The sequence below is a fragment of the Lactobacillus sp. LL6 genome (genome assembly GCF_007570935.1).
GTDB lineage: Bacteria > Bacillota > Bacilli > Lactobacillales > Lactobacillaceae > Lactobacillus.
This window is the reverse complement of record NZ_VLLR01000001.1, coordinates 1094574-1109861: the sequence shown is the minus strand read 5'-3', so window position 1 is coordinate 1109861 and position 15288 is coordinate 1094574. Positions and strand designations below refer to the sequence as shown.

General features: G+C 34.3%; 16 protein-coding genes. 15 read left to right on the top strand and 1 reads right to left on the bottom strand.

What is annotated here, in order from left to right; translation table 11 throughout:
* Window positions 1-3 precede the first annotated feature (3 nt).
* The 6 genes from FOD82_RS05460 to FOD82_RS05435 all read left to right on the top strand — a co-directional run bounded on the left by FOD82_RS05460 (window position 4) and on the right by FOD82_RS05435 (window position 5408).
* Window positions 4-753, top strand: coding sequence for a Stp1/IreP family PP2C-type Ser/Thr phosphatase (locus FOD82_RS05460; protein WP_144355470.1), 750 nt, complete (start codon window positions 4-6; stop codon window positions 751-753).
* Window positions 750-2774, top strand: coding sequence for a Stk1 family PASTA domain-containing Ser/Thr kinase (gene pknB / locus FOD82_RS05455; RefSeq protein WP_144355469.1), 2025 nt, complete (start codon window positions 750-752; stop codon window positions 2772-2774). The genes FOD82_RS05460 and pknB overlap by 4 nt, the downstream gene beginning before the upstream one ends.
* Window positions 2771-3664, top strand: coding sequence for a ribosome small subunit-dependent GTPase A (gene rsgA, locus FOD82_RS05450; RefSeq protein WP_144355468.1), 894 nt, complete (start codon window positions 2771-2773; stop codon window positions 3662-3664). The genes pknB and rsgA overlap by 4 nt, the downstream gene beginning before the upstream one ends.
* Window positions 3665-3678: 14 nt before the next feature.
* Entirely contained in the window at window positions 3679-4338 is a 660-nt protein-coding gene (gene rpe, locus FOD82_RS05445) for a ribulose-phosphate 3-epimerase (RefSeq protein ID WP_144355467.1), read from the top strand.
* Window positions 4335-5009: a thiamine diphosphokinase gene (locus FOD82_RS05440; RefSeq protein ID WP_144355466.1), complete on the top strand. Its 675-nt coding sequence runs from the start codon at window positions 4335-4337 to the stop codon at window positions 5007-5009. The genes rpe and FOD82_RS05440 overlap by 4 nt, the downstream gene beginning before the upstream one ends.
* A 93-nt stretch (window positions 5010-5102) precedes the next feature.
* Entirely contained in the window at window positions 5103-5408 is a 306-nt protein-coding gene (locus tag FOD82_RS05435; RefSeq protein ID WP_186277715.1) for a hypothetical protein, read from the top strand.
* 98 nt (window positions 5409-5506) lie between these two features.
* Here the strand turns inward: FOD82_RS05435 and rpmB are convergent, their stop codons facing one another.
* Window positions 5507-5692, bottom strand: a complete 186-nt coding sequence (rpmB, locus tag FOD82_RS05430) for a 50S ribosomal protein L28 (RefSeq protein ID WP_144355465.1) — start codon at window positions 5690-5692, stop codon at window positions 5507-5509.
* Window positions 5693-5862: 170 nt separating this feature from the next.
* On the opposite strand from rpmB, the gene FOD82_RS05425 reads away from it, so the two are divergent.
* From FOD82_RS05425 to FOD82_RS05385, 9 genes are all read left to right on the top strand, one after another.
* The gene (locus tag FOD82_RS05425) at window positions 5863-6225 is read left to right on the top strand and encodes an Asp23/Gls24 family envelope stress response protein (protein ID WP_144355464.1); all 363 of its coding nucleotides are present in this window, start codon (window positions 5863-5865) and stop codon (window positions 6223-6225) included.
* Between the two features lie 22 nt (window positions 6226-6247).
* A complete protein-coding gene (locus tag FOD82_RS05420) occupies window positions 6248-7909 on the top strand; it encodes a DAK2 domain-containing protein (protein WP_144355463.1) in 1662 nt (553 codons plus the stop codon).
* A gap of 2 nt (window positions 7910-7911) precedes the next feature.
* Window positions 7912-9954, top strand: coding sequence for an ATP-dependent DNA helicase RecG (gene recG, locus FOD82_RS05415; protein WP_144355462.1), 2043 nt, complete (start codon window positions 7912-7914; stop codon window positions 9952-9954).
* 12 nt (window positions 9955-9966) lie between these two features.
* Window positions 9967-10962: a phosphate acyltransferase PlsX gene (gene plsX, locus FOD82_RS05410; RefSeq protein ID WP_144355461.1), complete on the top strand. Its 996-nt coding sequence runs from the start codon at window positions 9967-9969 to the stop codon at window positions 10960-10962.
* A gap of 10 nt (window positions 10963-10972) precedes the next feature.
* Window positions 10973-11215: an acyl carrier protein gene (acpP, locus tag FOD82_RS05405; protein ID WP_144355460.1), complete on the top strand. Its 243-nt coding sequence runs from the start codon at window positions 10973-10975 to the stop codon at window positions 11213-11215.
* A gap of 122 nt (window positions 11216-11337) precedes the next feature.
* The gene (locus FOD82_RS05400) at window positions 11338-12375 is read left to right on the top strand and encodes an ABC transporter ATP-binding protein (RefSeq protein ID WP_144355459.1); all 1038 of its coding nucleotides are present in this window, start codon (window positions 11338-11340) and stop codon (window positions 12373-12375) included.
* 3 nt (window positions 12376-12378) lie between these two features.
* Window positions 12379-13356 carry an ABC transporter ATP-binding protein gene (locus tag FOD82_RS05395; RefSeq protein ID WP_144355458.1) on the top strand — a complete coding sequence of 326 codons (978 nt, stop codon included), beginning with the start codon at window positions 12379-12381 and terminating at the stop codon, window positions 13354-13356.
* Between the two features lie 2 nt (window positions 13357-13358).
* Window positions 13359-14318 carry an oligopeptide ABC transporter permease gene (opp4B, locus tag FOD82_RS05390; protein ID WP_144355457.1) on the top strand — a complete coding sequence of 320 codons (960 nt, stop codon included), beginning with the start codon at window positions 13359-13361 and terminating at the stop codon, window positions 14316-14318.
* Between the two features lie 15 nt (window positions 14319-14333).
* Window positions 14334-15260: an ABC transporter permease gene (locus FOD82_RS05385; protein WP_144355456.1), complete on the top strand. Its 927-nt coding sequence runs from the start codon at window positions 14334-14336 to the stop codon at window positions 15258-15260.
* Window positions 15261-15288 lie beyond the last annotated feature (28 nt).

The window sequence follows — 15288 nt, the reverse complement described above, 5'->3', positions numbered from 1 at the left end:
ATTTTGATTAAAACAGCATATGCCTCAAGTATTGGAAGAATACGAGAGAGCAATCAGGACTTTGTACAAGTTTTTAAAAATAAAAGTGACGTAACATTGGCAATTGTGTGTGATGGTATGGGCGGTCATCAAGGTGGCGACGTGGCATCTACAATGGCAGTGAGTCATTTAGGCCATAATTTTAAAATGACCGATTTTAAAGATGCAGTTTTAGCTCATAAATGGTTAGATGTTCAATTAAATTCTGAAAATGAAACGATCTTAAAAACTGCCGATCGTTTTCCTGATTTAAATGGGATGGGGACCACAATAGTTTTAGCATTTGCCTTTAAAGATACAGCTTTAATTGCTCACTTAGGTGATTCAAGGGCTTATAGTTATGCTGATGGAAATTTTGTCCAATTAACAGAAGATCATTCTTTAGTTAATGAATTGGTAAAAATGGGACAAATTACTAAAGAACAGGCTAAACATCATCCGCAAAAAAATATTATTACCCAAGCTTTAGGAGTATCAAGCACTATTGATCCCGAATTTTGTGAGATTGATCTTCATGCCAATGATATTATTTTGTTATGTACTGATGGATTAACTAATTCATTAAGTGATCCTCAGATCCAGCAAATTTTGGCAACTAGAGATTTAAGCTTGCAAGATCGTTGTAATAAGTTAATCAATGAAGCTAATAGATTAGGTGGTGGTGATAATATTACCGTTTGTCTAATTTGGAACAAGGAGGACGAAAGTAAATGATCGATAAGGGTTATTTGCTTGGCGAACGTTATCGAATCATTGATACCTTGGGCGAAGGTGGAATGGCCAATGTATATTTGGCAGAAGATATAATTTTGCAGCGAAAAGTTGCAGTTAAAGTTTTACGATTAGACTTACAAAAGGAATCGCAAACTTTAGCTCGTTTTCAGCGAGAAGCTTTGGCAACTAGCGAATTAAGTCATCCCAATATCGTGTCAGTTCTTGATGTGGGAACTGACAATGGCTTGCCTTATATGGTGATGGAATATGTAGATGGACCAGACTTAAAGGATTATATTTTAGAAAATTCTCCTCTTGATCTGCATGAAGTTATTCGCATAATGGATCAAATTTTAAGTGCAATGACTTTGGCTCATAAGCATAATGTAATTCACCGTGACTTAAAACCACAGAATATTTTGATGGATAAACGTGGAAATATTAAAATCGCAGATTTTGGAATTGCCGTAGCACTCAATCAAAGTTCAGTTACTCAAACTAATTCTGTAATGGGGTCAGTACACTATATGTCTCCTGAACAAACTCGAGGTGGTTTGGTAACTAAACAATCAGATATTTATTCCTTAGGTATTATCTTGTATGAGTTGATTACAGGAAAGGTACCTTTTAATGGTGATACTCCAGTTTCAATTGCTTTAAAACATGCTCAAGAAGCAATTCCATCTATTCGCAAAAAAGACCCTGAAGTACCGCAGGCTTTAGAAAATGTTGTTTTAAAAGCAACTGCTAAAGACCCACGAGATCGTTATAAAACAGCTCAAGAAATGAAGGCAGACCTTGATACTAGTTTAGATGCTAGTCGAAGAAATGAAGCCGAGTTTGTGCCGGATCATGGTTTTAATAATGATGAAACGATAGTGTTGCCAAAATTTAGCGATAATGATGATGGCAATAAAACACCTCCAGATGATCCAAAAGATAATGGAGATGATGCAGATGGAGATTCAAATAGACCAGGCTTTTGGCAATCACTAAAAAAGCATAAGTGGTGGTGGATTTTTATGAGTTTGGCTGCTGTTTTAATAGTTTTTGTGATGATTTTTGCTTTAAGTAGTAAAGATAATCCTAATATTAGAATCCCAGATGTTACTAATATGACTGAAGAAACAGCAAAACAAAAACTCGAAAAAGCAGGGCTTGAACTTGGAAAAATTTCTCATCAAAGATCAGATAGCATTGATGCTGGTCGAGTAATTAAAACTAAACCTAACTCTGGAAGATCAGTTTCAAAAGGTAAAGAAATTGATCTAGTGATTTCTAATGGAGCTGGAATGGTAAAAGTTCCAGACGTTACAGGACAAAGTTATTTGCAAGCTGAAGCAAAATTAGAAAAAATGGGCTTTGAAGTTGTCAAAGAAACTCAATTTTCAGAAGAAGTTCCGCCAGATCAAGTACTTAGTCAAAGTATCGCTGCAGATGTGGAAGTTAAGCCTAAGCAGACAACAATTACTTTAGTTGTGTCTAAAGGAAAGCCAGAGCCAGAAACACGTCCTAAGAAACAAATGGTTAAGCTTAAAAATTTAAAGAATTATTCTTTAAAGAGTGCACAAGATTACGCAAAAGAAAATGATTTGACTCTTCAAATTGCAGAAAAGTATTCTGATGATGTAGAAAAGAATATGGTAATTTCAATGAATCCAAGTGCTGGCACGGAAATTGAAAAAGGTTCAACTGTGACTATTGTTGTTTCTAAAGGTGCTAAAGAAAAAGCAAAGGAAAATATTGTAGTAACTAAGAATTTTACTGTAAATTATGAAGCGCCAAATTCTGGTAAAGATGAAAAATCTGACAATGAAGCCGAAAAAGAAGATAACAATAAAGGTAATCATGTTCAGATCTATATTCAAGATGATGACCATTCTATAAGTAATATTTATCGAGATCTTTATATAAAACGCGACACTAATTTTTCAATTCCATTTACTTTAAAAAATAATAATGGTGAATTACGTGTTGTAAGAGATGGTCAAACAGTATTAAGTGAAAAGGTGACTAAATGACAAAGCAAGCTGAAGGAACTGTTATCAGTTTAATTGCAGGCTTTTACGATGTTGAATTGGATAATGGAGAAATTATAAGAACTAGAGCACGAGGAGCTTTTAGACAGAAAAAACAAAAGCCGGCAGTAGGGGATCACGTTGAAGTTAAGATTGATGAGAAGGGGATAGGATATTTAGTACAAATCTTGCCTCGAGTTAATCGTATTGGTCGTCCTGCTGTTGCAAATGTTAGTCATGTTCTTTTGGTAATTTCTGCTGTTCAGCCAGATTTTTCTTTGCAGCTGTTAGATAGATTCCTAACATTTTTCTCTTGGCAAAAAGTTGCTGTAACTATTTATTTATCAAAAGGAGATTTACTTCCTGCTGATAAATTAGCAACTATTCAAAAAGAGTTAAAATATTATCGTGAGATCGGGTACCAAGTTTTTGATAATGAAAAGGATATTCAAAAAATTCCTGATCAAATCAAAAAGGGGCAAATTTGGACATTAGCAGGTCAATCAGGAGCTGGAAAATCTACCTTATTAAATAAGCTAAAAGAAGATGCCAATCAAGAGACTGGCGAAATTTCTATGAGTTTAAATCGTGGTAAACATACAACTAGGGCTGTAAAACTATTTAAATTAGGAGAAGGTTTTTTAGCTGATACACCAGGATTTTCATCAATTGATTTAACCCCAATTAAAATAAATGAACTTTGCAATTATTTTGTTGAATTTAAAAAAGCAAGTGTTAAATGTAAATTCAGAGGTTGTCAGCATTTACAAGAACCAGGTTGTGAAGTTAAAAAATTACTTGAAGAAGGAAAAATTGCTCAAAGTCGTTATGATGATTATTTAGCTATGAGAACAGAAATTAGTGAAGGCAGAATTCCTGAATATTTGAAATAATTGGAGAAAATTTTATGATAATTGCACCCTCAATTTTAAATGCAGATAACTTAAATTTAAAAAAAGACATAACAAAGGCAGTTGAAGCTGGAATTGGACGTTTCCATATTGATATTATGGATGCCCATTTTGTTCCTAATTTATCTTTTGGACCAGAACTTGTTAGTGATTTTAAGTGTTGTTTTCCAATGACAGATGCTGAAATTCATTTAATGAGTGATAAACCTGATGTGTTAGTGCCCGCTTTTGTAAAAGCAGGTGCTGATATGATTGAACTTCATTATGAAGCAATGGATGAAGAAAAATTAAATTATTGGTTAGATTATTTAGCCTCTAATGGAGTAAAAGCAGGTCTAGTATTAAACCCCGACACTCCAGTAGAAGTGATAAAAAGTTTTGCATCGAAATTAGATCAAGTTTTATTAATGACAGTTTATCCTGGTTTTGGTGGTCAAAAATTTATTCCAGATTCTGTTGTGAGAATTGCTAAAGCTCGTGAAATTTTAAATGAAGTTAATAAACGTGTCCCAATTGAAGTAGATGGCGGAATTGATTCGAAAACTGCTAAGCTTGCTAAAAACGCAGGAGCTGAAGTTTTTGTAGCAGGGTCCTACATCTTCAAAAATGGGGATATTGCTACTCAAGTTAACCATTTAAGAGATGTCCTCAAATGAAAGCAACAGCTTTATTAGGAGGACCAAAAGAAGAATGGCCTGATGACTTAGTAAGTCAGCTTCAAGCTGCAGATATAGTTTTAGGTGTTGATCGAGGTGCACTTCTTTTGCAAGAGTTAGGAATTATTCCTGACGTAGCTATTGGTGATTTTGATTCATTAAAAAAGAAAGAATTGCAGCAATTAGAAACCTTAGTTCCAGATATCCGCTATTCTAATCCGGTTAAAGATTTAACTGATTCTGAATTAATGCTTCAGATTGCTTTTGAAGATTATCAAATTGATGAATTAAATATCTTTGGGGCTACAGGAGGTAGAATCGATCATTTTTTAGTAAATTTACTAATGATACTTAACCCCCAGATAAATCTGTTTGCTTCTAGAATCAGAATTATAGATAAGCAAAATTATATTAGATTTTATTGTCCAGGGAGTTTTGAAATAAGTAAAATAAAGCAGTATCCTTATTTTGGTGTAATGACTTTAACAGAAATTCAAAATTTGAATATTAGCGGAGCTCGCTATGATTTAGCAAATTATAATGGAAAATATCCTCGTGTATTTTCATCAAATGAATTTTTACCAAATAAAGATAATTTTAACTTATCTTTTAAAAATGGAACGGTTGCAGTAATTTTGTCTAAGGATATTGATCGTTTTTATAATATTTAAAGAATTTGGATTTTATGTTCAAATTCTTTTTTATTTTTGCTAAATACTAGTAGAATAAAGATGAATGTTAAGCTAGAAAAGAAGGTCGATAAAATGAAGTATACAGATTTTGAAAAAGATATCGCTGATTTCGATAATGGCCGTTATGAAGCTCGTCTTAGCCGTGCAAAACAAAACGTAGATAATTACATGCACAAAAATAGAGTGCATATTTTTGATAAGAAAAAGCATAAGCGAATTGCTAGCATTGCTGGCGATGATACCAACATCTTACAAGCTGATTTAGGAATGCCTACAAAGCTTAGTGAGATGATTACAGACTACGCTTATACTCCACTTGATGAGCGTATGGCTGATGAAATTCCAGATGATGATATGCATCATAATATTGAGCGATAGTAAAAAGGACATCTAACTACAATAGATGTCCTTTTTATATAAATTATTGAAAATAAAAAAACCTGCTAGAACTGAATTCTAACAAGCTTCATGGTCTATTAGGCACGAGTAACTTTACCAGACTTCAAAGTCTTGGTTGAAACCCAAACGCGCTTTGGCTTACCGTCAACAAGAATGCGAACTTTTTGAAGGTTTGGCTTCCAAGCACGACGAGTTGAGTTCAATGAGTGTGAACGCTTGTTACCGAAAGTGGTCTTCTTACCTGTTACAAAATCTTTTGCCATTTGCTAAACCTCCTTTATGTGTTTTCATACTTTATTACGATAGCATATGTTGAGGTTTAATTCAACCTGAAAAACTATTTTTTATAAATGACTACTTTTTAATAAGCGCGAAGTCAATTACTATGATAAAATAAATGCGTATATTAAGAACAATGAGACGGAGGACAAACATGGCTGTTAAAATCAAAACAAAAGATGGTTTGATAGATATTTCAAACGGAGTAATTGCAACTGTTGTTGGTAGTGCAGCTACGTCTAATTACGGCGTTGTTGGAATGGCTTCAAAAAATGCTATTCGGGATGGTTTCGATGGAATTCTTAATCGTGCCAACTATAAGCGCGGCGTTGTTGTTAAGTCAGAAGATAATAAAATTACAGTTGATGTTTACATTATTGTAGGCTACGGCTTGAAACTTTCAGAAGTTAGTCGCAACGTTCAAGGTAGTGTGAAATTTAACTTAAAGAATCAACTTGGAATTGACACAGAAGCTGTTAATGTCATTGTACAAAGCGTAAAGGTACTTGACGAATAACGCGAGCGGAGGTTTAAGAATATTGGTTTTAAAAGAAATAGATAGTAAACAATTTAGAGATATGGTTCGTGTAGCCACTCATAGAATGGGTAAAAATGCAGAGTTTGTTAACTCTCTCAATGTTTTTCCTGTTCCTGATGGGGATACTGGTACCAACATGAATTTAACTATTGAAAGCGGCGCAAAGGCAGTCAGTGAAAATCCAAGTGATAGTGTAGGAGATTTAACTGAAAGTTTAGCTAAAGGAATGTTAATGGGAGCTCGCGGTAATAGTGGTGTTATAACTTCTCAGCTTTTCCGTGGGATTTATAAAGCTACCCAAGGTATGAAAACTTTAAATGCTCAAGAATTAGCTAATGCTTTTACTAATGGGGTTGCAACTGCTTATAAAGCAGTTATGAAACCAGTAGAAGGTACTATCTTAACTGTTGCTCGTATCGCTGCTCAAGAAGGTGCTAATAAAGCTAGTGAAACTGAAGATGTTGAAGCTGTAATGAAGGCGATTGTTGAAGGCGCTAAAAAGGCATTAAAGACTACTCCTGACTTACTTCCAGTATTAAAGCAAGTTGGTGTAGTTGACTCTGGTGGTCAAGGATTACTATTTATTTACGAAGGATTTTTAGAAGGACTTCTTGGTGAAAACTTTGCAGATCAATATCAACCAGATGAAAGTGAAATGGATGAGATGATCAACGCAATGCACCATCAATCATCAGTTCAAAGTCAACTAGCAACTGAAGATATTATCAATGGTTACTGTACTGAAATTATGGTTGATTTAACTGCCGATGTTCCTAATAAGAAGCAGTTTGAACTTGAAGAATTTAGAAAGCACTTATCTGAACTAGGCGATTCGCTTTTAGCTGTGTCAGATGGTGAAGTAGCTAAAGTCCATGTTCATACAGAACACCCTGGCGATGTTTTCCAATATGGTAGTCAATTTGGTCAACTTGGTAAAATCAAGATTGATAATATGCGTATTCAACATGAAACTATTGTCGAAAGTGATGAAGATAAACAAGAAAGTGTTGATTTTGCAGTAATTGCAGTAGCTTCTGGTAATGGTATCCGCAAGTTATTTGAAAGTGAAGGAGTTAACCGCATAATTTCTGGTGGTCAAACAATGAATCCTTCAGCTGGTGATATTGTTGAAGCTATTAAGAAGAGCGGTGCTAAGAAGGCTATTATTTTACCAAACAACGGTAATATCATTATGGCAGCTAAACAAGCAGCTGAAGTAAGTGACATTCCTGTTGGAATTGTTCCTACTAAGACTATTTCACAAGGTTTGACAGCAATGCTTTCATTTGATCCAGATAGTAGTGTTGATGAAAATGTTGAAATGATGACTGAAGATTTGGATTCAGTAATTTCAGGTGAAGTAACTCAAGCTAACCGTGACACTGTAATTGATGATATTGAAATTCACAATAATGATTACTTAGGTATTGTGGATGGTAATATTAAAGTTGATAATCCTGATCTTATTAAGACTACTGTTCAAATGATTGAAAAAATGCTTGATGAAGATTCAGAAATTATTACCATCATGTATGGTCGTGATTCAAATAAGAGCGAGGCAGAAGAAGTTGTGGCTCAGCTTGAAGATAGTCATGATGACTTAGAATTTGAAATTCATGATGGTGGTCAACCAGTCTACAATTTCTTAGTTTCAGTTGAATAAAAATGAGTAATAATGCACTGTTTGCTCCTGTTACCGATTTAAAAGGCGTAGGAACAAAAACAGCTGCTGCTCTTGGCAGTTTAGGAATTTATAGTATTTATGACTTATTATTTTATTTTCCTTTTCGTTATGATGATTTAGAAACACTGCCGTTAGACCAGATCATGGATGGTCAAAAGGTAATGTTAAAAGGAATTGTAGCTACAGAAGCCTATGTAAGTCGCTTTGGCTATAAAAAAAGTCGCCTAAGCTTTAAATTGAGAATTGACCATGATATTGTCATGGTCAATTTTTTTAATCAGCCTTGGCTAAAATCTAAAATTGAAATTGGTCAAGAAGTGGCAGTTTACGGTAAATATAACATCGCTAAACAAAGTTTATCAGGATTCAAGTTCGTTGCAGCTAAAGAAAATGATAGTGGCATGGCACCGATTTACCCAGTAAATAAAAATATTCATCAAAAAACATTACAAAAATTAATTAATTCTGCAATTGATGAATATTTGGATGAATTAGTTGATATTGTGCCAATTGAAATTAGAAAAAAATACCGATTGATGTCCGATCAAGAAATTATTAAGGGAATGCATCATCCAAATAATGGGCACATGGCTGAATTGGCTAAAAGAAGTGCAATTTTTCGGGAATTCTTTGTTTTTCAAATGCAATTAGCATTGCTATCTAATTCTAATCCCAATAATGCACAAGGGATTGCAAAAAAATATAATTTAACTGAGATTGCTAAATTAACACATTCTTTGCCGTTTGAACTTTCCGATGACCAAAAGCATGTTGTAAATGAAATATTTGCTGATATGCATTCAGATTTTCAAATGCAACGTCTTTTGCAAGGTGATGTGGGATCAGGTAAGACAGTTGTCGCAGTTTATGCAATATATGCAGCTATTACTGCTGGCTTTCAAGTTGCATTAATGGTTCCTACTGAGATTTTAGCAACTCAGCATTTTAAAAAAATTGATGAACTTCTTCGCCCTTTAGGAGTGCGTGTGGCTCTTTTAACTGGAACAACAAAGACTTTGGAAAAGCGAGAAATATATAAAGAATTAGAGGATGGTACCATTAATGTAGTAATTGGTACTCATGCTTTAATTCAAGATAATGTAATTTTTAAAGATTTAGGCTTAGTTATAATTGATGAACAACACCGTTTTGGGGTTGGCCAACGCAAGAGTTTGATTAATAAAGGACTTGCTCCTGATGTTTTAGCAATGACAGCAACTCCAATTCCAAGAACTTTAGCTTTAACAGTTTATGGTGAAATGGCTGTTTCAGAAATTCGTCATTTGCCTAATGGTCGCAAACCAATCATTTCAGCTTGGAAAACAAGCACTCAAATGGATGAAGTTTATAGTAAAATGAAACAGCAATTGAATGCAGGTTTTCAAGTTTATATAGTTACTCCTTTAATTAAGGAATCTGAAAATCTTGATTTGCGTAATGCTGAAGAAATTTTTGCAAAAATTAAGCATGATTTTCCTGAGCAAAATGTTGTTTTACTTCATGGACAAATGTCTGGCGTCCAAAAAGATAAAATTATGTCTGATTTTTCTTTAGGAAAGATAAATATTCTTGTCGCTACTAGTGTTATTGAAGTTGGGGTTGATGTTCCTAATGCCAATATGATGGTTATTTATAATGCCGATAGATTCGGCTTGAGCCAGCTTCATCAATTGCGAGGAAGAATTGGTCGAGGACAAACACAAAGTTATTGTGTCTTTTTAGCTGATCCTAAGACTGATTCAGGAAAAGCTCGCATGAAAATTATCGCTTCGACCACTAATGGTTTTAAGCTTGCTGAAGAAGATCTTAAAATGCGTGGTGAAGGTGACTTATTTGGAAAAGCTCAATCTGGTTTGCCAGAATTTCAAGTAGGAAATGTAGTAAACAATTACAATACCTTAGTTGTTGCTCAGGAAGTTGCTAAGAATGTAGTTAAGCATGATCCAAAGCTTATTGAGGCAGAACATTTTGCACTTAAGCAGATACTCGATTATAATCAATTAAAACAAAAAAATAGAAGTTAGAAGAGAAAAAATATGAAAAAAATAGCGATTGATGCAATGGGAGGAGAAAATGCTCCTAAGGCAGTAATTGACGCTGTCTTAAAAGTTAGAGATGAACTTCCAGATACTAAATTTATTTTATTTGGAGATAAAGAAGAGCTTCGTAAGCTTTTACCAGCAGATAAAATAAATAATCAATTAGAAGTTGTTCCTACCACTGAAGTAATTAATGATGAAGATGAACCTGTTAGAGCAATTAGAAGTAAAAAAAATTCTTCAATGGTTGTAGCTGCTAATTATGTTAAAGATGGTAAAGCAGATGCTTTATTTTCAATGGGAAATACTGGTGCGCTTTTGGCATGCGGGATTTTTATTATTGGACGAATTAAAGGAATTAAGCGTCCCGGGTTGATGCCAACTTTGCCAACTCAAAATGATCACGGTTTTAATATTATTGATGTTGGTGCAAATGCAAAATCTAAGCCCGAATATATTCTCCAATGGGCTCAAATGGCTAGTTACTACGCTGAAAAAGTGCGTGGAGTTAAGAATCCTAAAGTTGCTTTATTAAATAATGGAGCAGAAAGTGATAAAGGAGATGAACTTCATCAAGAAGCTTATAAATTGTTAGAAGAGAGTGATTTGAATTTTATAGGCAATATTGAAGGAAATGAAATCATGACGGGTAAAGCAGATGTAGTTGCAAGTGATGGATTTTCTGGTAATATTGCTTTAAAGAGTGTAGAAGGGATGTCAAGTGTTCTACTTCATTCATTAAAAGATAGCTTGCTTAACAATGGAATGGTAACTAAACTTGGAGCACTTCTCATTAAAAATGCAATTAATGACATTCGTCATAAATATGACACTGCTGTTCATGGTGGTGCTGTTTTGATGGGAATTGATGCACCAGTTGTTAAAACTCATGGTAGATCAGATGAGCGTCCAATTTACTATACTCTTAAACAAATTGATAAAATTTTAGATGAAAAATTAATCGATAAATTCAGGGAAGAATTTTCAAAATAAGGAGTAAAAAATGACAGAAGAAGAAATTTTTAATAAAATTGCTGGAATGATTGCAGATAACTTTGAAGTGGATCAAGCTTCAATCACAAAAGAAACTAATTTCAATGAAGACTTGGATGCTGATTCAATTGATTTGGTTGAGTTTATTCTTCAACTTGAAGATGAATTTGGTTCAGAAATTCCAGATGAAGATGCTGAAAAAATTAAAACAGTTGGTGATGCAGTCGCTTATATCAAGGCTCATCAAGAATAATTTTATAAAAAAACCGGTTCTCAATTTGCATGAGACCGGTTTTGTGTTTATAATTAGAAAATAAATTAAAATTATTAATTGTCTTTTAATAAAGAATTGGTTTTGAAATGGGGGAAGGAACTTTGGATAAACAGAGCGATCTCTTGCTAGATATTCAACATCTGCATACGGCCTACCGTTTACAAGGTACGTTTTATGACGCTGCAGATGATGTTAATCTAACACTCAAACGTGATGAAATATTGGCCATTGTAGGTGAGTCAGGTTGCGGAAAAAGTACTATTGCTTCCAGTATAATCGGCTTATATGATCATAAAAATACAAAAGTTACTGGTGATATTCTTTATAATGAATTGAACTTAGTAGGATTGAATGAGTCACTTTTTAATAAAATTCGTGGTGACAAAATTGGAATGATTTTTCAGGATCCGTTGGCAAGTTTAAATCCCTTAATGAAAGTTGGAGATCAAGTTGCTGAAACCCTCTATTATCATACTGATATGAATGAAAGTCAGCGCCATAGCCGTGTTATTGAATTGTTTAATCAAGTTGGAATGCCTCGACCAGAAGAAATGTATGAGATGTATCCTCATGAGTTGTCTGGTGGCTTGCGTCAGCGTGTTGTAATTGCAATGGCTATTGCATGTAAGCCTGAAATTATTATTGCTGATGAACCAACTACAGCGTTAGATGTTACCATCCAAGCTCAAATTTTAGACTTGCTAGAAGATATTCAGAAACAAACTCACTCTGGAATTATTTTAATTACTCATGATTTAGGAGTTGTTGCTGAAACAGCCGATCAAGTAGCAGTGATGTATGCAGGTCAAATTGTTGAAAAAGCTGATGTTAAGACTATTTTTGAAAATCCACTCCATCCATATACTCGTTCTTTGTTGAATTCAATGCCACAATCAGATGATGAAAGCGAAGACCTGCATGTGATTCACGGTACGGTACCCTCTCTTAAGAATATGCCACGTACAGGAGATAGATTTGCTGCAAGAATTCCTTGGATTCCTGAGAGTGCGCATGAAAAAGAACCAACTGTTCATGAAGTTGCACCAGGTCACTGGGTAAGATGTACTTGCTGGAAAGATTTTCATTTTGAAAATGATGTAAATTCAAAAACGGAAGTTAAAGCGGTAAGCGGGGAGTAGTTTATGGCTAAAGAAATAATTCAAATAAAAGATTTAAAAGTCTATTACCCTATCCGTTCTGGATTCTGGAATAGAATTACCGACTATGTTCGTGCAGTTGACGGAGTAAATTTCTCAATCAATGAAGGTGAAACTTACGGTCTTATTGGAGAATCTGGTTCGGGTAAATCAACTACAGGTAAAGCAATTGTTGGAGTTGAAAAAGTTACCAGTGGTCAAATTATTTATAAAGGAATGGATGTTACCAAGGCTTCTAATCGTAAGAAGCTAAATTACAATAAAGATGTTCAAATGATTTTTCAGGATTCGATGTCTAGTTTAAATCCAAGAAAAAGAATTGAAGATATTATTGCAGAGCCAATTCGAAATTTTGAAAATTTAACTACAGACCAAGAACGAGACCGTGTGCAAGAATTACTGGATATTGTAGGTATGCCAAGCGATGCGATTTATAAATATCCACATGAATTTTCTGGTGGTCAGCGTCAAAGAATCGGAGTTGCACGTGCAGTTGCTACAAATCCTAAATTAATTGTTGCTGATGAACCAACAAGTGCTTTGGATTTATCAGTTCAAGCACAAGTTTTAAACTTTATGAAGCATATTCAACAGCAGTATAATATTGCTTACCTATTTATTTCCCATGATTTAGGCGTGGTAAAGCATATGTCAGAAAACCTAGCAATTATGCACCGCGGACGATTAGTAGAATTAGGGAGCAGAAAAGAAATCTATAAGCATCCTATTCATATTTATACTAAGCGACTTTTGTCAGCAATCCCAGTAGTTGATGTTGCTAAACGTGCTGAACATAAAAAACATCGTCAGCAGGTTGAAAAAGAATTTGAAGAAAACCAGAGTAAATGGTATGACAAAAATGGTCGAGTATTTCCTCTTCAAGAAATTACTCCTAATCATTTTGTAGCAGTACCAAAAGATGAAATTCAAGAAGCTAAGTTAGAAGAAAGAGAGGGTGAATAAATATGTGGAAAACAATCCTGAGACGTTTGTTGATTATGATCCCTCAATTGATTATTTTGAGTATCTTAGTCTTCTTACTTGCTAAGATGATGCCAGGTGACCCATTTAGCGGATCAATCAATCCTAATACTGACCCTAAACAAATTGCAGCTTTGAGACAAGCTGCTGGGTTAAACGACCCAGTTTGGGTTCAATATTGCAGATGGGTAGGTAATCTATTCCATGGAGATTTAGGAACAAGTTATATTCAACATGTTCCTGTAAGTTCATTGATAGCTGATCGTGCGGTTAATACTTTTTGGTTATCACTTTTAACTACTATTTTAACTTATGCGATTGCTATTCCTATGGGAATTACAGCTGGTCGTCATCAAGATCAATGGCAAGATACGGCAGTTCAAATTTTTAATTATATTACTTTCGCTGTACCTGGTTTTGTATTTTATATTTTAGGTCTTTGGTTATTTGGATTTACTTTAGGTTGGTTCCCAATTTCAGGTTCTGTATCGGCTAATGCATCTGGCTTTTGGGGAATCTTATTTAGTCGTTTAGACCACATGATTTTACCAGCTATTCTGTATGCGGCAATTACTACTACAACAATTGTGCAATATTTGAGAACTGGAATTGTTGATAATAAAGTTGAAGATTATGTAAGAACTGCTCGTAGTAAAGGAGTTCCAGAAAAAATAGTTTTCCATAAGCATATTTTAAGAAACTCACTTTTGCCAATTGCAGCCTTTTTTGGTAATACAATCACCGGTCTTCTTAGCGGTTCAATGATTATTGAAACTGTTTTTAGTTATCCTGGTATGGGTAAGTTGTTCCTTGATTCTATTGGACAGCGTGACTACACTACTTTGACAGCATTAATCCTTATTTTTGGTATTTTGACATTAATTGGTAACTTGTTGTCAGATATTATCATGAGTATCATTGACCCACGTATTAGAATCCAATAGGGAGGGAGAGAAAAAATGGCTGATAAAAACGAAGCTAAAAAGAATCAAGAAGTTAAAAGTGATAAGCCAAAAGCATCTCTTCCACCTTCTGGATTTAAAGTAGTAGTTAGAGAAATTGTTCGTGATAAAACAGCTTTAGTTGCATTTATCTTAATTGTTTTAATTTTATTGTTTACTTTTGGTGGATCACTATTTTTAAACAAGGCGCAAATTACTGAAATTAATATTGTAGATGCTTACTATGGCTGGGGTGAAGGCGGTCACTTACTCGGAACTGATGATGGTGGACGCGATATTATGAAACTGCTCATGATGGGTGGTAGGAACTCTATCTTAATCGGTTTCTCAATTACTGTGATTACTGAAGTTGTCGGTTTAGTTGTAGGATTGGTATCAGGATATTATGGTGGAATTGTAGATTCAATTATTATGAGAATAGTTGATTTCGTCCAAATTTTGCCAATGATGCCGATTATCATTGTTTTAACTACAGTTATTCCAAACTATAATGCGGTAACTTTAGTATGGTTGATTGCAATGTTTGGCTGGACAACAACTGCACGTTATTACAGATCATTTATTTTATCTCAAAGAGATCGTGATTATGTTTTAGCATCTAAGACTTCTGGCTCAAGTGATCTTAAGATTATGTTTAGAGAAGTATTACCTAATATTACATCAATGATTATTATCGATGCGGTTTTAACAGTTGCAGGTAATATTGGTATTGAAACTTCATTATCATTCTTGGGCTATGGGTTACCAACTACAACTCCATCCCTTGGAACTTTGATTGGATTTGCTAACGATCCAGTTAATGTTATTAATCGTCCATGGTTGTGGCTCCCAGCAACAATATTACTGTTAGTGATTTCTTTAAGTATTAACTATGTAGGACGTGCACTTCAACGTGCTGGGGATGCAAGACAGCGTCAAAATTAAAATTATTAAAAACTATAAAAAGTCTTCT